Origin of the sequence: Mesorhizobium sp. Root102 (assembly GCF_001425625.1) — a bacterium.
In the GTDB taxonomy this organism is placed as follows: Bacteria; Pseudomonadota; Alphaproteobacteria; order Rhizobiales; family Rhizobiaceae; genus Mesorhizobium.
Map to the genome: position 1 here is coordinate 97,398 of NZ_LMCP01000006.1, position 21,716 is coordinate 119,113.

22 protein-coding genes and 1 pseudogene are annotated in these 21,716 nt (G+C 63.6%); 7 read left to right on the forward strand and 16 right to left on the reverse strand.

Going from position 1 to position 21,716, the window contains the following annotated elements; all coding sequences use genetic code 11:
* Nucleotides 1-321: a DUF1330 domain-containing protein gene (locus ASD12_RS07855; protein WP_056583670.1), complete on the reverse strand. Its 321-nt coding sequence runs from the start codon at nt 319-321 to the stop codon at nt 1-3.
* Between the two features lie 370 nt (nt 322-691).
* Here ASD12_RS07855 and ASD12_RS07860 point away from each other — a divergent pair, with 370 nt between their 5' ends.
* Nucleotides 692-1,624, forward strand: a complete 933-nt coding sequence (locus tag ASD12_RS07860; RefSeq protein WP_056583672.1) for a glycosyltransferase family 2 protein — start codon at nt 692-694, stop codon at nt 1,622-1,624.
* A gap of 12 nt (nt 1,625-1,636) precedes the next feature.
* Here the strand turns inward: ASD12_RS07860 and ASD12_RS07865 are convergent, their stop codons facing one another.
* From ASD12_RS07865 to ASD12_RS07875, 3 genes are all read right to left on the reverse strand, one after another.
* Nucleotides 1,637-2,434 carry a DUF1194 domain-containing protein gene (locus ASD12_RS07865; RefSeq protein WP_056583909.1) on the reverse strand — a complete coding sequence of 266 codons (798 nt, stop codon included), beginning with the start codon at nt 2,432-2,434 and terminating at the stop codon, nt 1,637-1,639.
* An 85-nt stretch (nt 2,435-2,519) separates the two neighbouring features.
* Nucleotides 2,520-4,346, reverse strand: coding sequence for an ABC transporter ATP-binding protein/permease (locus tag ASD12_RS07870; protein ID WP_056583674.1), 1,827 nt, complete (start codon nt 4,344-4,346; stop codon nt 2,520-2,522).
* Nucleotides 4,347-4,458: 112 nt separating this feature from the next.
* Nucleotides 4,459-5,247 carry a methyltransferase domain-containing protein gene (locus tag ASD12_RS07875; protein WP_056583912.1) on the reverse strand — a complete coding sequence of 263 codons (789 nt, stop codon included), beginning with the start codon at nt 5,245-5,247 and terminating at the stop codon, nt 4,459-4,461.
* Between the two features lie 176 nt (nt 5,248-5,423).
* Here ASD12_RS07875 and gloB point away from each other — a divergent pair, with 176 nt between their 5' ends.
* The gene (gloB, locus tag ASD12_RS07880; protein WP_056583684.1) at nt 5,424-6,191 is read left to right on the forward strand and encodes a hydroxyacylglutathione hydrolase; all 768 of its coding nucleotides are present in this window, start codon (nt 5,424-5,426) and stop codon (nt 6,189-6,191) included.
* 22 nt (nt 6,192-6,213) lie between these two features.
* On the forward strand, nt 6,214-6,642 hold the full coding sequence (locus tag ASD12_RS07885) for a cupin domain-containing protein (RefSeq protein ID WP_056583687.1): 429 nt from the start codon (nt 6,214-6,216) through the stop codon (nt 6,640-6,642).
* Between the two features lies 1 nt (nt 6,643).
* Here the strand turns inward: ASD12_RS07885 and ASD12_RS07890 are convergent, their stop codons facing one another.
* The 3 genes from ASD12_RS07890 to ASD12_RS07900 are packed head-to-tail and all read right to left on the reverse strand — an operon-like array spanning nt 6,644 to nt 9,063.
* Nucleotides 6,644-7,330 carry a lysoplasmalogenase family protein gene (locus ASD12_RS07890; protein ID WP_056583691.1) on the reverse strand — a complete coding sequence of 229 codons (687 nt, stop codon included), beginning with the start codon at nt 7,328-7,330 and terminating at the stop codon, nt 6,644-6,646.
* The gene (locus ASD12_RS07895; protein ID WP_056583693.1) at nt 7,327-8,241 is read right to left on the reverse strand and encodes an EamA family transporter; all 915 of its coding nucleotides are present in this window, start codon (nt 8,239-8,241) and stop codon (nt 7,327-7,329) included. The genes ASD12_RS07890 and ASD12_RS07895 overlap by 4 nt, the downstream gene beginning before the upstream one ends.
* 33 nt (nt 8,242-8,274) lie before the next feature.
* Nucleotides 8,275-9,063: a DUF3108 domain-containing protein gene (locus ASD12_RS07900; protein WP_056583696.1), complete on the reverse strand. Its 789-nt coding sequence runs from the start codon at nt 9,061-9,063 to the stop codon at nt 8,275-8,277.
* A 257-nt stretch (nt 9,064-9,320) separates the two neighbouring features.
* Between ASD12_RS07900 and rpmB the strand changes: the two genes are divergently transcribed.
* The 3 genes from rpmB (at nt 9,321) to ASD12_RS07915 (ending at nt 11,190) form a co-directional block, all read left to right on the forward strand.
* Entirely contained in the window at nt 9,321-9,617 is a 297-nt protein-coding gene (gene rpmB, locus ASD12_RS07905) for a 50S ribosomal protein L28 (RefSeq protein ID WP_056583698.1), read from the forward strand.
* A 161-nt stretch (nt 9,618-9,778) separates the two neighbouring features.
* Nucleotides 9,779-10,459 carry a queuosine precursor transporter gene (locus tag ASD12_RS07910; RefSeq protein ID WP_056583702.1) on the forward strand — a complete coding sequence of 227 codons (681 nt, stop codon included), beginning with the start codon at nt 9,779-9,781 and terminating at the stop codon, nt 10,457-10,459.
* Nucleotides 10,460-10,518: 59 nt separating this feature from the next.
* Entirely contained in the window at nt 10,519-11,190 is a 672-nt protein-coding gene (locus tag ASD12_RS07915; protein ID WP_056583705.1) for a hypothetical protein, read from the forward strand.
* A gap of 12 nt (nt 11,191-11,202) precedes the next feature.
* Here the strand turns inward: ASD12_RS07915 and ASD12_RS07920 are convergent, their stop codons facing one another.
* From ASD12_RS07920 to ASD12_RS07935, 4 genes are all read right to left on the reverse strand, one after another.
* Nucleotides 11,203-12,231 (reverse strand): esterase-like activity of phytase family protein, encoded by a 1,029-nt coding sequence (locus tag ASD12_RS07920; RefSeq protein ID WP_056583707.1) that lies wholly within the window; start codon nt 12,229-12,231, stop codon nt 11,203-11,205.
* Entirely contained in the window at nt 12,228-14,126 is a 1,899-nt protein-coding gene (gene cobT, locus ASD12_RS07925; RefSeq protein WP_056583709.1) for a cobaltochelatase subunit CobT, read from the reverse strand. Before cobT ends, ASD12_RS07920 begins: the two co-directional genes overlap by 4 nt.
* An 11-nt stretch (nt 14,127-14,137) precedes the next feature.
* Nucleotides 14,138-15,124 (reverse strand): cobaltochelatase subunit CobS, encoded by a 987-nt coding sequence (gene cobS / locus ASD12_RS07930; protein WP_056583711.1) that lies wholly within the window; start codon nt 15,122-15,124, stop codon nt 14,138-14,140.
* Between the two features lie 123 nt (nt 15,125-15,247).
* Nucleotides 15,248-15,868, reverse strand: coding sequence for a J domain-containing protein (locus tag ASD12_RS07935; RefSeq protein WP_056583716.1), 621 nt, complete (start codon nt 15,866-15,868; stop codon nt 15,248-15,250).
* Between the two features lie 190 nt (nt 15,869-16,058).
* Here ASD12_RS07935 and ASD12_RS07940 point away from each other — a divergent pair, with 190 nt between their 5' ends.
* Nucleotides 16,059-16,361: a BolA family transcriptional regulator gene (locus tag ASD12_RS07940; RefSeq protein ID WP_023757265.1), complete on the forward strand. Its 303-nt coding sequence runs from the start codon at nt 16,059-16,061 to the stop codon at nt 16,359-16,361.
* A gap of 29 nt (nt 16,362-16,390) precedes the next feature.
* Here ASD12_RS07940 and ASD12_RS07945 read toward each other — a convergent pair whose 3' ends face one another.
* The 5 genes and pseudogenes from ASD12_RS07945 to ASD12_RS07965 all read right to left on the reverse strand — a co-directional run bounded on the left by ASD12_RS07945 (nt 16,391) and on the right by ASD12_RS07965 (nt 21,664).
* Nucleotides 16,391-17,944, reverse strand: coding sequence for an acetolactate synthase large subunit (locus tag ASD12_RS07945; protein ID WP_056583718.1), 1,554 nt, complete (start codon nt 17,942-17,944; stop codon nt 16,391-16,393).
* A gap of 173 nt (nt 17,945-18,117) precedes the next feature.
* A pseudogene (locus ASD12_RS35860) lies at nt 18,118-18,921 on the reverse strand (alpha/beta hydrolase).
* 84 nt (nt 18,922-19,005) lie between these two features.
* Nucleotides 19,006-19,896, reverse strand: a complete 891-nt coding sequence (locus ASD12_RS07955; protein WP_056583725.1) for an HlyC/CorC family transporter — start codon at nt 19,894-19,896, stop codon at nt 19,006-19,008.
* Entirely contained in the window at nt 19,893-21,056 is a 1,164-nt protein-coding gene (gene aroB / locus ASD12_RS07960) for a 3-dehydroquinate synthase (RefSeq protein WP_056583728.1), read from the reverse strand. Before aroB ends, ASD12_RS07955 begins: the two co-directional genes overlap by 4 nt.
* Nucleotides 21,053-21,664 (reverse strand): shikimate kinase, encoded by a 612-nt coding sequence (locus ASD12_RS07965; protein WP_056583730.1) that lies wholly within the window; start codon nt 21,662-21,664, stop codon nt 21,053-21,055. Before ASD12_RS07965 ends, aroB begins: the two co-directional genes overlap by 4 nt.
* Between the last annotated feature and the right edge of the window lie 52 nt (nt 21,665-21,716).

Sequence of the window (21,716 nt, forward strand, 5' to 3'; positions counted from 1 at the left end):
CTATTTCAGGACATCCGTGGCCTTGTGCTGATGTTCGACGCCGTCGGCGAACACCACATCGGCCTCCGAATTGTCCGTGCGCAGCGCCAGTATCGCCTGGTAGGCTGATGAATTGTACCAGCCATGCACGTGCTGCCTGTCGGGGAATTCGATGATGATCAGATGGCCAGGCCAGTTGTTCTCGATCACCTCCACATCGCCGCCATGAACCAGAAAACGGCCGCCGAAAGGTTCCAGCGTGGCATCGATCTTGTGCAGATATTCGATGATCTGCGGACCCATTGTGGCTTGGCGCATATGGGCGACGGCGTAAGCGGTCATGACTGAATTCCCCTTTCAATCGAAGCCGCGTTGCGGGCCTCGCAAGGGCAATCTGACCAAACGTCGAGCGCGAAGCGATTACGTCTGAAGTAATGGTATACATGCTATCGTATGGCAGCCGGCCGATTTCCGCTGGTGATTCGCAAACGCCCAGTCTGGCAATGCTGTTGCAATTGGAACGCTAACATCGGGAATTCGTTATCTCGCGTGAGTTGAGTGCTGGCACAGTGCGTGACACAGGAAACTGTTTTTTTGTAGCGTCGCGTCGAAGATGATGACCGGAAAGGAAAGTCGGATCCATTCGACCGTTCTGAAAATCGAAAAGTCCTGGATAGACACGCAACCCCGCGCAGGAAACGGCTGACACGACATGGCCGGGATCGATCCAACACCTCTCATCACGGTCATAACGCCGACTCACAATCGGCGCGAAACGGTATTGCGCGCCGTGGAAAGCGTGCTGTCCCAGGGCATGCCGAGGCTCGAGCATATTGTTGTCGATGACGGCTCGACCGATGGAACCGAGGCGGCGCTCGCCCGCATTCAAGACCCGCGGCTGATCTATGTCGGGGCGAAATGGCGAGGCGCCAACGCCGCCAGGAATGCCGGCATCGAGCGGGCGCGGGCGCCCGTCGTGACATTTCTCGATTCGGACGACGTCTACCTGCCGCACCGGCTTGAACAGACCCTGGCCTGGTTCGATGACAATCCCGCACTTCAGGTGCTGATCAGCTCTTTTGTCTCCCTGAAGGGCAACCGCGCCACCAACTGCATCAACCACGATGCATTCGTCAGCCCAACAATGCTGGAGCGGACACTGGTCGCGCAGACGATCTTCATTGCCGGCTCCGCGATAACGGCTCGCCGCGAGGCCTTGCTTGGCATTGGCGGCTATGACAGCGACATCACCCGGATGCAGGACCGGGAATTGCTGCTGCGGCTTGCCCGCCGCCATGGCGCTCAATTGTCCGAGGATATCGACTGGACGAAATACAATTCGGAGAACTCGATTTCGGGCCGCCGTGACGGTTATGTCGAAGCCTATGCGAACCTGATGGGCAAACACCCGCACATTGCCCACGCCTACCCGCATATTCCGCCCTACATGATCTCGCGGCAGATCATTGCCGATATTCTCAGAGGCCGGATGCCAGAGGCATTCAAGGGCTACATGGCCAATCGCTCGTCGAAAGCGCTCGGCTACTCACTACCTGAGCTGATGCACGGTTATGTCCATGGCCGACGCTGGCGCCGCGATCTCTACAATGAGTTTCGCGACAAGTTTGGCGCCCGGCCGGCCTAAATTCGGCAAGACTCACCGGTCGAGTTCCGGAAAATACGGATCGGACAGGAACCGCCTGTCCCGCTCGCCTTGCAGACAATCGATCGGCGCGGCGGCGTCGACGGAAATGACCCTGTCCTGAATGCCGCTCACTTCGAGGATCAGCTTGCGCCGGATGGCTGTCGAGAATTCAGTGGCCGCATAGATCGGCAACACGAAGGAACCGGGCCCTCCGGTCACGCATTGCGCATAATACTGGTCGAGATGGCTGAAGGTTGGCGAAGGGCTGATCAGGATCGGCAACCCGTTGATGACGATGCCTTTTGCGGTCGCCGCATCACGCGTGGCGGTGACCGGCGGCCCGATATTGTTCGGGCCGTCGCCGGAAATATCGATGACGCTGCGTTCGCCATCGAAAGAAGTGCGATCGAAAAGCTCGGCGCCGAAAGCCAGCGCACCGGAAATCGAGGTGCCGCGGAAGCTCCGGAACGGGCGGGCCGCGACCTTGTCGGCAAAGCTGTTGGCGCTCTCGGCGCTGTCGATGATCTGCCAGCCGATGACCGCGTCGTCGCGCACCGTGCCGGCCCATTCGAAATAGGTGAGCGCGATGCGGCCCGTGGCGCCGGCGCGGACAGCCCGGATGAAGTCGGGATGCCTCAGCGCTTCGACATAACCGGCGCGCTGCAGGGCGAACTCCTTCTCGTCCATCGACAGCGAGATGTCGACCGCCAGCACCAGTTCGACGTCGACGGCCAGCGCATCCGTCGGCGAGGCGGCGGGCGCGGCCTGGGCGCAGGCAAGACAGGCAAGCAGGCGCAGAGCATCAAGCATGTCCGTCGCCAAGGTTGTTTCTCCCGAACAGCTTCCCTCGCGATCACGGCAAAATAAAGCTTGGCATCAGCAAGCCGATATCGGCCTATGTCTTGCGGCGAGCGGCGATTGGCGGCGGTTCGATCGCGCCGGCCCTGACGCGGGCGGGCTTCAGCGCCGGTGCACCGGAATCCTTGACGATCGTCAACGCGCGCGGAAAGAATTGATTGTTGTGCAGGCCGCGCCCAATGTTGAGGATCGCGGTCCCCGGTAAACGCTTTTCGAGCATCGACAGCACGCGTCTTAGCGACGGCCCGTCGAACGCATCCAGCGCTTCGTCGATGATCACCCATTTCGGCTGCCGCAAGGCGAGCCTGGCGAAGGCCACCGAGCGCTGTTCGTCATCGCCCAGTTCGTGGTCCCAGCGCCCGGCGCGGTCGAGCGACGAAGACAGTCGCTCAAGACCGACCTCGGCAAGCACCTCCGAAATGTCGGCATCGCTCGCCGGCGCAACTCCGTTCGGGTGGTCGAGGACCTCGCGCAACGTGCCGACCGGAAAATAGGGGACGCGCGGCACGAAAATGGGGGTTTCGCCCGCCGGCAGGCCGATCCGTCCGCTTCCCCATGGCCACAGGCCGGCAATGGCGCGGAAGAACAGCGTCTTGCCGGCGCCCCTGTCGCCGGTGATCATGACGCGCTCGCCGGGACGGATTTCGACATGCTGGTCGGCGAGCTTGGTGCAGCCCCCCGGCGAAGCCACTTCGAGCGTCTCGAAAGTCAGGCTGCCGTTGGCGTTTTCGCCGAAGGCGATGCGCCTTTCCGTGTCGTGCAACACATCGGTTTCGTCGAGCGCAATGCGGAAATCGGCGACGCGCATTAGCGTGGCGCGCCAATCGGCGATGCTGCCGATGTTGTTGATGAACCAGCGCAGGGACGAGTGGACCTGGTTGAATGCACCGACCGCCATCATCAGCCCGCCAAAGCTGATATCCCCTGCGAAATAGACCGGCGAGGCGACCAGGATGGGTGCCACGACGGTGATCCAGCCATAGGTGTCGGTCACCCAGGAGAGGTTGATCTGGGCGGTGTAGATGCGCCGCATGGCGCCCAGCACCGTGCCGAGGTCGAGTTCAAGCCGCCGCCTGGCGTCGGCCTCGCCATGATACAGCGCAATGGCATCGACGTTCTCGTTGACGCGCACCATCGAGGAGCGCAGCTCGGCTTCGCGTGTGTAGCGGTCGCTGTTCAGGCGGATGAGCGGGCGCCCGACCAGCCAGCTCAGCCAGGAGGCGATGCCGGCATAGAGGATGGCGGCCCAGACCATGTAGCCCGGTATGGCGAGCGACGTTCCGCCGATGTGGAACACGAAGCCCGAGGACAGCTGCCACAGCACGCCGACGAAGGACACGAGCAGTATGCACGACTGCAGCAGGCCGACGCCGAGATCGGTCGACAGGTCGGAAAGATGCGCGGCGTCCTGCTGCATGCGCTGGTCTGGATTGACGCCGATGGCGCCGGCATTGGCCAGCCGGAAGGCGCGCGCCGGCCGCATCCACTGGTCGATCAGGTCCAGCGTCAGCGCCTCGCGCAGCTTGAGCCTGATCATCTGGTTGAGCCAGGTCTGGCCGATATTGAGCACCAGCAGCCCGCCGGCGATCATGGCGAAGACGAGGAGCTGGTGCACGAAGGCCGTCATGTCACGGCGCGCGAGCGCATCGTAGAAAGGCTGATTCCAGCGATTGAGCAGAACCTGGCCGATCGACGTTGCTATGATCACGGCCATGATACCGACGGATGTCCAGAGCAACCACTTGCGAACCGGCGATCCCGCCAGCGCCCGCCTGATCGTCGCCACCTGATCGCTCAGGGCACTGGCTTCGACCGCCACGGCAACCGGCTGAGCGGCGGCGGCATTGTCCGATTGATCAGCCATAGCCGAGGTCCTTGCGTTCAGTGCCGAAACCGGTTGGGGAGACTTGAAGGCATCCGTCGTGTCCACTTGCGACAGGTAGGCAGGGAGACGACGCCAGGCACTGTTGCCGTGATCACGAAGCCGTCACCCGCGCAACCGATGGCTTGGTGTCCCCGGCCCCATTGCGACGGCCAAGTCGGGTGGCGCCATGCGGCGACAGCACCGGCACGAAGACACGGCGCGAGGCGCGCTGGACGACCGGCACACCTTGATAGAGCCGCTTCTGTGCCTCGACGACGATGACCCCGGAAAAGATCGGCCACAGTCGCCGGCCGGCGCGTTCCAGCACATTGTGGAACCGCATCATGAAACGGCGCCGCGATGGCGGGAAGAACAGCGCATCGGACCAGGCGGCAGGTGTGAAATTCGCCTCGCGCAGCAGTTCGGTGAGCTGGCCACGCGAAAAAGGCCGGCCATTGCCGAACGGCGTGTGCTCGAAGCGCGCCCAGACACCGCGCCGGTTGGGCACGACGATGACCACGCGGCCGGCCGGCGACAGCACACGCCAGATCTCGTTCAGCGTCTCCCGCGGGTTCTCGACATGTTCGAGCGAATGGACGAGCAGCATGCGGTCGATGCAGGAATCGACCAGCGGCAGTTCCTCGTCGAAGACCAGTGCCGTCGCGGTAGGCCCTGTCGCCGGCCACACCACCGCGCCTTGCGTTGCCGGCATGAAGGCGAAGACCCGCTCGGCGTTGGTGCCGAACCGCTCCAGCCACGGCAAGGTATAGCCGAGGCCGACCAGCCGCTCGTTGGGCACGGCTGCCCATATCGACGACAACGCCATGGTGATCGAACGCTCGGCGAACCGGCCGAGCGTTGTCGAATAGAAGGAGCGAAGATCGACGATGTCGGAATGCATGGCAGGGATGTAGCCGCGATATCGGCGGGTTTCAACAAAAGGCCTCGATGAGCCCGAGATTCCGGGAATGACGTTCGACATCCGGGATGTTGTTCAACATCCCGGATGGTGCTCAATATCCGGGATGACATCCGCACGTCGGCGCCCTATGTCTGCAGCGACAATGGAGACATGCGATGCCGGTCGAAATCGAACAGTTCATGTGCCGCAGCGATAATTTCGGCGTGCTGGTGCATGACCCCAAAAGCGGCCAGACCGCGATCATCGACGCCCCCGAGGAGGCACCGATCCTGGCCGCGCTCAAGCGCACCGGCTGGACGCCGACGATGATCCTGACCACGCATCACCATGTCGATCACGTCGAGGCCAATCTGGCGCTGAAGGAGCGCTTCAAACTGCGCATCGTCGGCCCGGAAGCGGAGAAGGCCAAGATTCCCGGGATCGACGAAACCGTCGAAGACGGATCCGTCGTTCATCTCGGCGATGAGCGGATCGAGGTGATTGCCACGCCCGGCCACACCGCCGGCCACGTCTCCTACTACTTGCCAGCTTCGAGTGTGGCGTTCACCGCCGACACGCTGTTTGCACTGGGATGCGGGCGGCTGTTCGAATGCAAGCCGCCGGTCATGTATGATTCGCTGAACAAGCTGGCTGCACTTCCAGCTGAAACGGTCATCTATTGCGGCCACGAATACACGCTCTCCAACGCTCGTTTCGCGCTGACCGTCGATCCGACCAATTCAGCGCTGAAGGAACGCGCCGCCAAGATCGAGGCGCTTCGCACCGCCGACAAGCCGACGCTGCCGACGACGATCGGCGAGGAACTGTCGACCAATCCCTTCCTGCGCTGGCACGATCCGGCGATCCGCAAGCATCTCGGACTGGAGAAAGCCTCGGACGCCGAGGTCTTTGCCGAGATCCGCAAGCGCAAGGACAATTTCTGAACACCAGGGGGTTGCGGAGACGATGACCATCTCTGCCGAAATCATCGCGACGCTCGGCCTGAAACCGCATCCGGAAGGCGGCTGGTACGCCGAGACCTTTCGCGATGGCGCTGGCGGTGCGCGCGGCCATTCGACCGCGATCTATTTCCTGCTGGAACAGCATCAGGTTTCGGCCTGGCACCGGGTCAAGGACGCTGCCGAGGTCTGGCACTTCCATGCCGGCGCCCCGCTGGCGCTGGCGATGTGGGAAGAAGGCAGCCCCGTTGTGGAACAGGTGCTCGGCATCGATCTTGCAGCCGGTGAACGCCCGCAGATCGTCGTGCCGGCAGGCTGGTGGCAATCGGCGCGCAGTCTGGGCGAGTGGACGCTGGTCGGCTGCACCGTCGCGCCGGGCTTCGAGTTTGCCGCCTTCGAACTGGCCGCACCCGACTGGCAGCCGAAACAACCCTAACTCAATAAGAAACCTGATTTAGCAGAAACCCCAAGGTGATCGCGAGTTGGGCGGCGTAGTAGAGCGCCCAGACCGCAAAACGCATCCAGGCGCGGTGCGGCGAGATGGCGGCCACCAGGAATTTCTCCGTGGCAAGCAACCCGTCTGATGCCATGAACAGTGCGGCGCCGCCGATCACCCAGAAGTTGCTTGTCGTCAGCGCCGAGACGCCCGTTGCCAGTATCGCCGCGACATAGACGGTGATCGGGGCACGCAGGCCGGGGCCGACGCGGCGCCAGAGCGCCGCCAGCATGACGATCGCAAACACCGCCATGGCGAGCGCGATCGCCCCGCGCCAGGATTCAGCGCCAAGCAACTCCAACCCGCCGCCGCTGCGCAGGAACAGCGCGACATAAACGATGTGGGCGACGAGAAAACTGGCCAGCCCGCCGAGAAATGTCCTTTCGCCATCGCGCGAGAGGAAGGCGTCGCCGACGGCGCTGAGCGCGAGCGCGGAGACCAGCAGCAGCGGGCCGCCTTGCAGCGCCGCCAGCACGGCAAGCATCGCGACGGCGAGTGTCTTTGCCGCCGAGCGGGCGAGCGTTGGCGGCATGCCGAGTGTAAATGCATAGATCACCGCCGCCGCCAGCGAAAAGATCAGTGTTGCATTGGCGTTGGCGTCGATGCCGCCCGCAAACGGCATCGTCATGCCTGGGCTCCGCCTTCGGATGCCCGGGCTCCGCTTTCGCTCGCGGCTGGCTTGCGCAGGAACAGCGACTTTGCCGCCAGCGCCGCGCCGCCGGTGATCAGCACGCAGGCGGAAAGGATGCGCAGCGACGGCTCGGCGACGCCGGCTGCGATCAGCACCAGCGTCGACAACAGCGGCGCCGCATAGCTTGCAGCACCCAGCACCTGGATGTTGCCGCGCTTGACGCCGATGTCCCAGGCATAGAAGGCAGCACCCACCGGCATCAGGCCAAGGCCGAGCACGGCCAGCCACTGGCCGGCGCCGTCAGGCAGAACCGTTTGTTCCAGCGCCAGGTGGCAGGCGAGCGACAGCACTGCGGTCGCCGCGCAGAACCAGGTGACGATGCTGGTCGGCACCGACGGGAAGCGCCGCGACAACAGCGAATAGGACGACCACAGCAAAGCGCAGACGGCAGCCATGGCATAGCCGAAGGCATAGCGGGCGTCGAAGGCCAGGCCACCGCCCTTGGTGACGATCAGCACCGTGCCGGCAAGGCCGAGCAGCGCACCGACGACATGGTTCCAGGCCAGCCGTTCGCCCGGCATCAGCGCCGAGCCGAGCACGATCAGCAGCGGCCACAGATAAGCGATCAGGCTCGCCTCGACCGCCGGCGCATTGCGCAACGCGGTGAAATAGAAGAAGTGGTAGCCGAACAGGCCGGCAATGCCGATCAGCCACACCTGCGGCGGTATCTTCTGGCTCTTGTCGGGCGCCGGCATGAACAGCCGTGCGACGAGCCCGACGCCGGTGCCGATCGAGAAGGTGATTGCCGACAAGAGGAACGGCGGCACCTGGCCCGAGGCATCCGTGAGCAGCGCCAGCAACGCCCACATGGCGACCGCCGAAAAGCCGATCAGTGTTGCGCGCCCCATTATGTCTCCAGTGGCGCGCGTATGGCGCCAAGCCTATTGTGCCGCTTCGAAACGCCTGGCGCTGATGGTCAAGGTGCCGATCTGAGTGCCCACCGTGGCGTGGATCGGCGCATATACGCCGGTTTGGCCGAGCGGTGCAAACGTCACCATCATGCGGCTTTTGTTCTTGAGATAGTTGAGCGCCTTGCGACCCTTGCGATAACCCGCCACCGGCTCGAAACCCATCTGGCAGGTGATGGTGTCCCCCTTGTAGCCCGGCACCGAGATCGTGCCTTTCGAAGCGTAGGTCAGCGCCAGGTTGGCGCGCATCTCGCCATCATAGAACTTCACCGTGCGGCCGCAGACCTGGTCGAGGCTGTCGGCATGGATGACGGTGGCGGCCATCGGATCGAGCACCGATGCCAGGTCGCTGGCGCCGAGCGGCACCCAGCTCTTGGGATCGCGCTTGCCCGGAGCCGGGATGACCTGCGTCGAGGTGACCGCGCCATTGGCAAAACGGATATCGACCACCGATGCCTTCTTGCCGGAGGTGTAGTCGGCACGGAACGCCTGCGGCACCATCTTCTTGCCCGCAATCGTGCCTTTGGATGAGATCGTGCCACGCGTGTCGTCGAACAGCTTGGCGAGCCCGGCCGCGGTGACGCTGCCTTCGATCGCGTAGGCGCCGTTCTCATAATGGCTGGAAAACGTTGATTTCGCTATCGAAAAACCAAGGAACGACACCGTGTACTCGCCCTTGAACGACTGCGGCGAGGCAGCTGATGCGGCGGACGGCAAGGCAACGGCAAGCATGGCGGCAAGGGCTTGTGACGAACGAACCATGGCGGGATCGGGTCCTTGATTTTCGGCCGGAGGCGGGCAACTCCGGCCTGGCATGTCCCTATCAGACCGCTTATAGGAAGAAATCCGGCCTTAATATGAAATGCCGGGCGCTTCCGTGGGGAAGCCGGAGCTTGACGCCTCGGCGAAATGCAACTATGGAACGCCAACTTTTTCCATAAGGCCGCCTGACCAGAACCGCGCGCCACCCGGCGTGGGCACAAAGGTTTGGCAGACCCCGAGAACTGAAGGTTAGAACCATGTCCCGCACCTGCGAACTCACTGCCAAGGCAGTCATGTCCGGCAACAATGTGAGCCACGCCAACAACAAGACCAAGCGTCGCTTCCTGCCGAATCTCGTCAATGTGACGCTGATTTCGGAAGCGCTGAACCAGAACGTGCGCCTGCGCATCTCGGCCAACGCGCTGCGTTCGGTCGAACATCGCGGCGGCCTCGACGCCTTCCTGGCCAAGGCCGACGTCAAGGAATTGTCGCAGCGCGCCCGTCTGTTGAAGAAGCAGATCGCCAAGAAAATCGCCGAGCAGCCTGCTGCCTGACATCGTTTAAAGGCGGGGGACGACCGCCCTGGCCAACCTCTTGTTGGCCTTGAGCATCGGATCGAACCCGCAAGGTTTCGGCAATCCGATGCTCAAATACGAAGCGAGCATCGCCCGGATGGGCATGATGCTCCGCTGGTTCCATTACCCAGGATAAAAAAATGACTTCCTTCTCGCGATACCTGCCATTCGTGGCCGCCATGGCGCTTGTCGTCGTTGCGTCGAACATTCTTGTGCAATTCCCGGTGCAGGGCCAGATCGGCGGCCTGTCGCTGGCCGACCTTTTGACCTGGGGCGCCTTCACCTACCCCTTCTCCTTCCTGGTCACCGACCTCGCCAACCGCCGCTACGGGCCCGCTGTGGCGCGCAGGATCGTCTTTGTCGGCTTCATGACGGCGGTGGTCTGCTCGATCCTTGTCCCGCCCTTCCTGTTCCGCCACGGCCTGATCGAATTCGAGACCGCCGCGGACCGGCTGGTGCGGATCGCAGCCGCCTCCGGCGCGGCGTTCCTTGCCGCGCAATTGCTCGATGTCACCGTCTTCAACCGGCTGCGCCGGCAGAGCTGGTGGCGGGCGCCGATCGTCGGCACGCTGGTCGGGTCGGTGTTCGACACCGCTGTGTTCTTCACCGTCGCTTTCTCGACCGCCTTCGCCTTTGCTGGTCCGAGCGACGGCTTTGCGCTCGAGACGGCGCCGCTGATGGGCGTCTTCCATGTCGACGCCATGCGCTGGGTTTCGTGGGCGCTTGGTGATCTCTCGGTGAAGCTGATCATCGCCGTGGTGGCATTGATCCCCTACCGACTGCTCGCCGCCCACTGGAGCCAGCCGGCGGTTGCGGCTTAACCCATGATCCCGAAAAGTGGGACCCGGTTTTCGGAGAAGATCATGGTCGGACAAAGATCATGATCCCCTGGGTCCAGCTCGATTCGGCAAAGACCCCGGATGGCAGGCAGGAACTTCGCCTCAAGCGGCGTGGCACCGAATTCTCGATCATGCTGGGCACCAACGAGCTGATGAACAGCCGCCTCAGCGGCTCTGAGGAAGCGCTGGCAAAACTATCATGCGAGCGGATTGCCGGCCACCGGCAGCCAAGAATCCTCATCGGCGGCCTTGGCATGGGCTTTACCTTGCGCGCCGCACTCGCCGAACTCGACGATGATGCCGGCATCGTCGTCGCCGAACTGGTGCCAGCCGTCGTCGCCTGGGCACGCGGTCCGATGGCCGAGGTCTTTGGCGGCTGTCTCGACGATCCGCGCGTCGCCATCCAGGAGACCGATGTCGGGCAGCTGATACGCTCGGAGCCCGCGGCATGGGACGCCATCCTGCTCGATGTCGACAACGGCCCGGAAGGCATCGTCCACAAATCCAACGATGCGCTCTACAGCCTGGAAGGCCTCGGAGACGCACGCACCGCTCTCAGGCCAAGCGGCGTGGTGGCGGTGTGGTCGCAAGGCCCCGACAGCGGCTTCACGCGGCGCCTGAAGCAGGCAGGCTTCGCGGTCGAGGAGGTCAACACCCGCGCCAACGGCAAACGCGGCGCGCGCCATGTCATCTGGATCGCCACCAGGACATAGAGCCGGCGGGGCTCAATCCTGGTGCAGGATGAATTCCAGATAGAGGTTGCGCTGCAGGATCGAGTGGTTGTCGTCGGAGATCAGCGACACCATCAGCGCACCATCGTCGCGGGTCCAGACGTCGAGCCCTTCCATATTGTCGATCTGGTAGCCCATGTCGGCCTCCAGCAGCACCGGCCCGTCGGCGACGGCGCCTTTCTCGACGCTTTCGCCATAGATGCGCCGCAGCCGCATCTTGACGCCGCTGGCCATCGAAAAGCTGCGCTCCAGAAGCAGCAGATCGCCATCCGGCAGGAAGGCGCCGTCGGTGATGTCGAAATCACCGTTGCGCTTGACGGTGAAGACGCCCTTGTGCGGCCCTTCGATGATGGCGGCATAGATGTTGCCGGCTTTGTCGAGGCTCTTCTCGGAGACCACGACCAGCCCGCCCTGATGCTGGCCGTTGGCATCGGCATGGGTGACGGTCTCGAAGCCGCGATTCTGGCGCAGCTCCCGGGCCGGAACCACGAAATCCAGCTGCTTGAACTGCGCCTTCATATCGGCCGGGTCGATCTCGAACTGGGCGACGCGGTGGTTGCGCTCGAAGCCGACCGTGGCGATGCCGTCCTTGACCGCAAGGCCTTCCGCATCGACCTCCCATTTCTTGTCGATCGGCCCGCCGGTCTCGTCGACCATCTGCTGCATGCGGAAATTCTGGATGCCGGACGGCCGCTTGTCGGCGTCGCGGACCACCGTGCCGAAGAACCAGAACCCGGTATCGGCAACGCCGATGAAATCGCCGCCGGCTTTCAGGAAACGGAAGGCCGACAGCGCACCGAAATCGCGCGTCGGCGAGGTCATCTCCAGCCCGCCGACGAATTCGAGCGGGCCGAACTGCTTGTCGGCATGGCCAATGTGGAATTCGCTGATCGGGCGGGCCGACACCTCGACCGGTTCGACGGAGCTTGAGCCAGCCGAACCTGCTGCCGCCGAAGCGACGCCGGAAAACAGGGCGATGGCGGCGAAAAGCGTCTGCCGTAAGCCGCCGCGCGAAAAGATCATCCGGCGCGCCGCATGCCGCCGCGCCGCGTGTCGCGCGCGCTTTCCTCGGCGAACAGCGAAGCCAACTGCTCGGTCATGGCGCCGGCCAGTTCCTCGGCATCGACGATGGTGACGGCACGGCGATAGTAGCGCGTGACGTCATGGCCGATGCCGATGGCCAGCAGTTCCACCGGCGAACGTGTCTCGATCAGTTCGATGACGGCGCGCAGATGGCGCTCGAGATAGTTGCCCGGATTGACCGACAGCGTCGAATCGTCGACCGGCGCGCCGTCCGAGATCATCATCAGGATCTTGCGCTGTTCCGGTCGGGCAATCAGCCGGTTGTGCGCCCACAGCAGCGCCTCGCCGTCGATGTTTTCCTTGAGCAGGCCTTCGCGCATCATCAGCCCGAGATTGCGCCGTGCCCGCCGCCACGGATGGTCGGCGGACTTGTAGATGATGTGGCGCAGATCGTTGAGCCGGCCGGGGTTCGGCGGCTTGCCGTCCTTCAGCCACTTCTCGCGCGCTTGTCCGCCCTTCCACGCCCGCGTGGTGAAGCCGAGGATCTCGACCGAGACGCCGCAGCGTTCCAGCGTACGCGCCAGGATGTCGGCGCAGGTGGCGGCGACCGTGATCGGCCGGCCGCGCATCGAGCCGGAATTATCGAGCACCAGCGTCACCACCGTGTCGCGGAATTTGGTGTCGCGCTCCTGCTTGAACGACAGCGGCTGCATCGGATCGATGACGACCCGCACCAGCCTTGCCGGGTCGAGGTAACCCTCTTCCAGGTCGAAATCCCACGACCGGTTCTGCTGCGCCATCAGCCGGCGCTGCAGCCGGTTAGCCAGCCGACCGACGACGCCGGACAGATTGGCAAGCTGCTTGTCGAGGAAGGCGCGCAGCCGGTCGAGCTCTTCTTCTTCGCAAAGCTCCTCGGCGCCGACCGTCTCGTCGAAGGCAGTGGTGAAGACCTTGTAGTCGATTTCCTTCGGCAGATTGGTGAAGGGATTGTCGTTACGGCGCGCCTCGCCGGGTGTTTCGGCATCGGCGTCGTCATCGTCGGACAGATCGTCCGCGGTGGCGTCGGAGGCTTCCGTCTCGGCCGACTGCTCGTCATCGGCCGAAGCCTCGGCATCCTCGGACTGCGACTGCTCGGAGCCGGAATCCTCTTCGCCGCCCTCCTCGCTCTGCTCCTCTCCTTGCGGCTGGTTGTCGTCATTGTCCTCGGAGTCTTCCGTCTCCTGGTCGTCGCCGAGCTCCTCGGCCATTTCCATGGAGGCGAGCATCTCGCGCACGACACGGGCAAAGGCCTGCTGGTCGCCGAGCTTTGCCGACAACCCGTCGAGGTCGGCCTTGGCCTTTTCCTCGACCCAGGGGCGCCAGAGCTCGACCAGCCGCTCGCCGCTTTTCGGGACGGGCTGGCCGGTCAGCTTCTCGCGCACCATCAGGGCGAGGGCTTCCTCGATCGGCGCGTCGGCCTTGTCCTTGACGTCGACGAGGTTGGCCTTGGCGTATTTGTCCTCCAGCATCGAGCCGATGTTGTCGGCGACGCCTTGCATGGCGCGGCTGCCGATCGCCTCGACACGAGCCTGCTCGACCGCGTCATAGATGGCGCGGGCCGCTTTGCCTTCCGGCGCCAGCTTGGTGTGGATGCGCGCGTCGTGACAGGCGCGCTTCAGCGCCATGGAGTCGCCAAGGCCGCGGGTGATCGCAATGTCGGTCTTCGACGCCTTCTTCGGCAATTCGGGCAGCCGCGCCCGGTTGCCGGCGAGCGCCGGCCTGTCTTTGGCGAAGCCGACTTCGAGTTCCTTGTCGCCGGCGATGGCGCGCATGCAGACGGTGACGGCGCGCTTGAAGCTATCGGCTTCAGACCCCGTCTTCGACTTGTTGCGCGTGTTGTCGCCCGGACCCGCCATCGAGACCCTGCTTAGCCCAGCACCACGTTTGCCGCTGATTCCGGCAGATCCTCGCCGAAGGCGCGCTGGTAGAACTCGGCCACCACGGAGCGCTCGAGCTCGTCGCATTTGTTGAGGAAGGTCAGCCGGAACGCCATGCCGATATCACTGAAGATCTCGGCATTCTCGGCCCAGGTGATGACAGTACGTGGGCTCATCACGGTCGACAAATCGCCATTGATAAAGGCCGAGCGCGTCATGTCGGCGACGCGCACCATCTTGTTGACGATCTCCTTGCCCTTGGCGTCGCGATAGTGCTTGGCCTTGGCCAGCACGATGGCGACTTCATTGTCGTGCGGCAGGTAGTTCAGCGTGGTGACGATCGACCAGCGGTCCATCTGCGCCTGGTTGATCTGCTGGGTGCCGTGATAGAGGCCTGTGGTGTCGCCGAGACCAACTGTGTTGGCGGTCGAAAACAGCCGGAAGGCCGGATGCGGGCGGATGACCCGGCTCTGGTCGAGCAGCGTCAGCCGGCCCGACGATTCCAGCACGCGCTGGATGACGAACATTACATCCGGACGGCCGGCATCATACTCATCGAAGCAGAGCGCGACATTATGCTGGTAGGCCCAGGGCAGGATGCCGTCGCGGAATTCGGTGATCTGCAACCCGTCCTTGACCACGATCGCGTCCTTGCCGACGAGATCGATACGGCTGACATGGCTGTCGAGATTGACGCGCACGCAGGGCCAGTTGAGGCGGGCGGCGACCTGTTCGATATGAGTCGACTTGCCGGTGCCGTGATAGCCCGACACCATGACGCGGCGGTTGTAGGCAAAGCCCGCAAGGATCGCCATCGTCGTGTTCTTGTCGAACAGATAGTCCGGATCGATATCGGGCACATGCTCTGATGTCACCGAATAGGCCGGCACCACCATCTTGGACTCGAAGCCAAATTTTTCCTTCACCGACACCGTTGTGTCGGGCAGGTTGGCGATGTCACGATCGACCTTGTTCATATCTCTCAACGTCTCCACGGGCGAAACGCCTCATTTCGCCGGCAATCGAATTTGTCCGGGGGCGGTCTTAGAGCCTTTTCCAACCTTATGAAAGTTGGAAAACGACACGAACCGTATGGTCGCTCAGCACAGGCCCGCCTGTTTGAGCACGCGATAGGCCTGCAGCACATCGCGGAACCGGTCTTCCGAACCTCTGTCGCCACCATTCGCATCCGGATGGTGGAGTTTCACCAGTTCCTTATAGCGCGCCTTGATTTCCTTGCCAGTCGCCTTTGTATCAAGGCCAAGCGTTTCCAGCGCCTTGGCCTCAAGCGGCTTGGCCTTGCGCTCGCGCGCCTCGCGTGGATCCTTCGGCCCTTTGAACAGGTCGAAGGGGTCGCGCATGCGGTTGTAGTAGCCGGCGCGGCCAGAACGCATCTGCGCCACATCCGGCGACGAACGCGTCGAGCCGCCGTTGACGCCCATCTTCCAGGTCGGCCGGTGACCGGTCATCGCTTCCTTCTGGAAACGCGCGACCTCGGTGTCCGGCACGCCGGAGAAATAGTTGAAGCCCTTGTTGTACTCGCGCACATGGTCGAAGCAGAAGCGGAAATACTCGCCCTCCTTCATGCGCCCGACCGGCGCACGATGGGTGCCCGCTTCCTTGCAGCCGTCCCACTGGCAAATCGGCGAGTGCGACTTCAGCTCCGCGTCCTTGTCGGGACGGACGCGAATCTTCTCGAAATATTTTGGGTACGGCTTCATCTAACCCATTTATGGGGCGTTCGCAGATGCGAAACAAGAATTGACATTTTCGCGATCATCGCCCTAACCGCTGAATCGCGGCATAAAGCAGGCGAATGGCGGATTTTGTTGCGCGGCAGCGCCTTTTGCGAAGACCGATTTTCGGTTTCAAGGCTGATGCGCGAGCCATATGTGGTGAAGGGAGACGGCGATGTCCATACAGACGACCATGGAAGACAAGCTCAACAAGGCATTTTCGCCGGACCGGCTGGTCATCATCAACGAGAGCCATCTCCATGCCGGCCATCACCACCATGGCTCCGACCATCACGGCGCCTATGACGGCACCGGCGAGACGCATTTTCGCGTCCGCGTCGTCTCTTCGGCCTTTGCCGGCATGAGCCGCATCGACCGTCACCGCGCCGTCAACGAACTGCTTGCCGACGAACTGAAAGCCGGCGTGCACGCGCTGGCGATCGAACCGGCGGCTCCCGGCGAGAAGACCCGCTGGTAGGCCAGACCCGCCCTCACCTTCCGCCGCGCTCAGAGCACCGCTTCGATGAGGAACGGTCCGCGCCGCGACAGGGCACTGTCCAGCAGCGCGTCAAAGCGTTCACACGTATCGGCCCGGGCCGCTTCCACGCCCATGCCTTTGGCCAGCGAGACCCAGTCCAGCGTCGGAAGGTCGAGGTCGAGCATGCGCCTGGCGTTCTCGCCGATGGCGCCGACACCGACATTCTTCATCTCGCCATGCAGGATCGCGTAGGTTCGGTTGGCAAAGACGATCGTCACCACGTCGAGATCTTCCCTGGCCTGGGTCCACAATCCCTGCACCGTGTACATGCCGCTGCCGTCGGCCTCGAGATTGATCACCTTGCGGTCCGGGCAGGCGATCGCCGCTCCGGTCGCCATCGGGATGCCTCCGCCTATCGATCCGCCGGTGCCCATCATGTAGTCGTGCGGCGCGGCAAAGGCCGATAGGGCGAAGAAACGCCGCGCCGAGGTGATCGCTTCGTCGCAGACGATCGCATCCATGGGAAGCTTTCGCGCCACCGACAATGCGATGGCATCTTCCGTCAGCTTGCCGTTCGGCGTTGCCTCGTTGGGAAAGGCGGTCGCGAACACCTGTTGTTGCGACGGCTTTATGCCGAGTTCATCGCGAAGCGCTTCCAGCGCCGCATGCAGATCGTCGCCATGGGCAGCCAGCGTCAGCACCTGGCAGCCCTCCCGAACAAGTCGTCCCGGCTTTCCCGGATAGGCAAAGAAGGCAACCGGTTCCTTCCCGCCAACCAGGATCAGGACGTCGACATCCCCGAGCAGAGCCGTCGCCGCATCGACCGGATAGGGGATGCGCGTGGGCGCGACACGCCCGCGTCCGCGCTGCATTCGGGCGATCAGAACCTCGCTGAACAGGCGGACATCGCTGCCCGTCGAGATCTGCCCGGCAATAGCAAGCGCATCGGCTCGTGCGGCCTTTCCGCGAACGACCATGCCGGCCCGACCCGGAGCGGCACGGATCGCCGCGGCGATCTTGCGTACCGCGTCCATGTCGACGGCGGGCGGCGGCGCCAGCCTCACCTTGCCAACCGAGACCGCCCCGACTTCACCCCAGGCGGCATCCGCCGGCAGGATCAGGGTCGTGACGCCGGGGGGTGTCAGCGATGCGCGCAAGGCCGCTTCGGTCGCCGGCGCGACATCGTCCGGGCCGCCGATGCGGCGCACCCAGTTCGACATCGGTGCCGCAAGGCCGTCGATATCGCTGGTGAGCGGCGCATCGAGTGGCAGATGGTAGGACGCATGGTCGCCGACGATGTTGATCATCGGGCTGAGAGCGCGCCGCGCATTGTGCATGTTGGCGAGACCATTGGCCAGGCCGGGACCGGTGTGCAGCAGCGTCGCGGCCGGCCGATCGGTCATCCGCGCATAGCCGTCGGCGGCACCGGTCACCACACCCTCGAACAGCCCGAGCACGCAACGCATCTGCTGTTTGCGGTCAAGCGCGGCAACGAAATGCATTTCGGACGTGCCGGGGTTGGCGAAGCAGACCGTCACATCATTGGCCAGAAGCACGTCACACAGGACATCGGCGCCGTTCATGCAGTTCTCTCCCGTCGACGATCGAAGAGCAATTCCAGGAAAAGTGTGAAGCGGTTTTCCGTCCGGAATTGCGTCAAAACAAACAGACAGAGCAATTGCACCCGGGGGCACCCGCACAGCAATATCCCGCCAGTGCTTTTGATCTGATCCAGTGGCTAGCGTACCAGCCTCAATCAGCCGACCGTCGATTTCAGGAATGCCAGCGCGGCAGCGGTCAGCGCGTCGCGGTCCTCACCGAAGTCGTGATTGATCGACATGTGCGTATAGGCGCTGCCGTCGAACAACGTTACCTCTGTACCAGCTGCGGGTAGGCGCTCGGCAAAGGCCTTCGAATCCTCGCCACGGCCAGGCGCCCGCGAATAGGCAATGAAGGTCGGCGGATACTTGTGGCCGTCTACATAGACGGCCGGCAAAAATGCCGCCCATTGCGAGGTGTCGGAAAACACACGCGCATAGGCCCGCACCATGCCGCCATTTCTGGCAAGTGCTGCAAGATCATAGGCCCTGGTGTCGTCGAGGATGAGCGCAGCTATGCCAGGCAGCCCACCGCGCATGCCGGTCAGGGCGATCAGGTGGCAGCCGGCCGAATGGCCCATGCCAACGATGCGGTTTGGGTCGCCGCCATACTGGGCGATGTTGGCTCTGATAGAGGCATAGGCCTTTTCGACGTCGCTGGCCTAGGCGGCGACATCGGCCTTAGGCAACAGGCGGCAACCGATGGAAACGAAGCAGAAGCCGTTGGCCAGCAGGAAGGCCGGCTTGGCGTTGACCTGGCTGCGTTTGCCAAACTGCCAGGTGCCGCCGTGGACGAAAAACACGACCGGCAAGCCGCTTGCACCATCGGGCGCGTAGATGTCGAGCTTGGCCGACCCGTAGTCGACGGTTTTCGGCGACGGCGCGCGCGATGCGCTGGAGGCGCCGTTCGACAGAAAAGCCGCCATCGAGGCCAGAAGCAGGGTTCGCCGATCGATCATCATTCTCTCCTGGCCACCCCGGCGGACAAATGCACCCTGGTGCCGCGAAGTTCCAATGAAGGATTGGTAACATACAAGCCGGAGGCACTATGCGACCGGCTTGATCCTCAACCTTGCGATCCGGTTCTTGTCGCGTTTCATGACGATGAAGCGCTTGCCGTGGAACGTAAAAGCTTGTTTCTCCTCGGGAATCGACTGCGTCTCGTGGATGACGAGGCCGGCGATCGTGGTCGCCTCCTCGTCGGGCAGGTTCCAGTCAAGCGCCCGGTTCAGGTCGCGGATCGGCACCGTGCCGTCGACGACGACGGAGCCGTCGGCCTCCTGCTTGACGCCCTGGATGTCGACATCGTGCTCGTCGGCAATCTCGCCGACGATCTCCTCGATGATGTCCTCCAGCGTCACCAGCCCTTCGACCTCGCCATATTCGTCGACGACGACTGCGAAATGCGCCTTGCGGCGCAGGAAGGCGTTGAGCTGTTCCTGCAAGGTCGTCGTGTCGGGCACGAACCATGGTTTCGAGGCGATCTTCATCACATCGATCCTGGAGAAGTCGTTGCCGACTTCGTTGAGCGCGCGCAGCAGGTCCTTGGCGTGGAGCACGCCGACGATGTTGTCGAGCGAGCCCTTCCACAGCGGCATGCGGGTGTGCGGGCTCTGCAGGATCTCGCGCACAACCGCTTCCGGTGCATTGTCGGCATTGACCGAGCGCATGTTGGTGCGGTGGACCATGATGTCGGAGACTTCGAGCTCGGCGAGATCGAACAGGCCGCCGACGCGGTCGCGGTCCTCGCGCACCACCTGGCCGTCGCGGCGGAAATCGTCCACCGCGCCGCGCAACTCGTCCTGGGTCGAGCGCTGCGGCTCGATGCGCGACAGCTCATAGCCGAACATGGCGAGGAGGCGCGTGCGCACGGCAACGACCAGCAGGAGAAGGATGGCAAGGACGGCGACGACAATCCAGCCGGTCTCGTTGGTCATCTCGGCCGCATCTTCTGCTGGCCCAGCCTGCTTTCCTGCTGGCTGGGATGGTTCTCTTTTAGGAACGACAGCACTTCCGAGGCCGGCACATCCTTGGCGATGAAGGCCTGGCCGACGCCGCGCGTCAGGATGAAGGTCAGCGCGCCGCGCGACACCTTCTTGTCCTGGGTGATGAAGGCCAGCAGCGCCTCGGCGTCGGGCAAATCGCCTGGAATATCGACTATCCGCCAAGGCAGGCCGACGGCGCGCAGATGCGCTTCGACGCGCGCTGCGTCGTCGGGGCTGGCCAGGTTGAGCCGCGACGAGAACCGGTACGCCAGCGCCATGCCGATGGCGACGCCCTCGCCATGGACGAGACGGGCTCCGTCATACCGCGTGGCGGCTTCCAGCGCGTGGCCGAACGTATGGCCGAGATTGAGCAGGGCACGGTCGCCGGTCTCGAACTCGTCGCGGGCAACGACGTCGGCCTTGGCGCGGCAGGCTTCGGCAATCGCCTGCGCCCTCTCCGGCCCGCCGGCAAACACCTTTGCCCAGTTCTCTTCCAGCCAGGCGAAAAACTCCGGCCGGTCGATCAGCCCGTATTTGGCAAGCTCGGCGTAGCCTGCACGGAATTCGCGGATCGGCAGCGTGTCGAGCACTCCGGTGTCAGCCAGCACCAGCTTCGGCTGATGGAAGACGCCGACAAGGTTCTTGCCGCGCGCACTGTTGATGCCGGTCTTGCCGCCGACCGAGGAATCGACCTGCGCCAGCAATGAGGTCGGAATCTGCACGAAATTCATGCCGCGACGCACGATGCCGGCGGCAAAGCCGGCGAGATCGCCGATGACGCCGCCGCCAAAGGCGATGACGATGTCGCCGCGCTCCAGTTTCGCAGCCAGCACACCGTCGACCACCTCCTCGAGATGGGCGAAGCTCTTGGTCTTCTCGCCGGGCGGCAGCGTGATGACGGCCGGTTGAATGCCTACCGTTTCGAGGCCGGCTTTCAGCGCATCGAGATGCGCTGCCGCGACATTGGCATCGGTGATGACGGCGGCGCGTGTGCCCGGCAGGCGGCGCGAAATCTCCGCACCCGCGCGGGATAGCAATCCCGAACCGATCAGAATGTCGTAGGTCCGGTCGCCAAGGCCGACTTCGACAACAACGGGTGCATCAACGCTCACGATTCCACCTCGCCTGTCGCGGCAGTCTCATCGATGCCGAAATGCCGGCACAGCGCGTCCACCACCTCGGTGGCTATGACCTCTTTGCGGTCGTCGCGGGTCGGCACTGTGACATCGGATGTCGCGTAGACCGGATAACGCTCCCCCATCAGCCGCTCCAGCACGGCGCGGGGGTCAGCGCTTTTCAGGAGCGGCCGGTTCTGCTTCTTGGAGACGCGTTCCATCAACAGGTCGAGCTCGGCCTTCAGCCACACCGACACGCCGTGCGAGGCGATCGCCTCGCGCGTCTGCGCGTTCATGAAGGCACCGCCGCCTGTCGACAGCACTTGTGGGCCGTTTTCCAGCACGCGCAGGATGACGCGCTGCTCCAGCGCCCTGAATTCCGTCTCGCCATAGCGCTCGAACAGCTCCGGAACGGTCATGCGCGAGACACTTTCGATCTCCTGGTCGCTGTCGATGAACGGAAGCGCCAGCATCGTCGCCACCTTGCGGCCGATCGCCGTCTTGCCGGCGCCCATCAGCCCGACAAAGACGACGGAACGGCTGCCCAGCCGGCCAAGCAGCGCGGCGTGGGTCTCGTCCGGAGGATTTGCTGGCAGCGCGTTCATCGGATGTTTTCCACGGCCCTCTTTGCCGGCGTATCGACATGAAAAGCCCGTT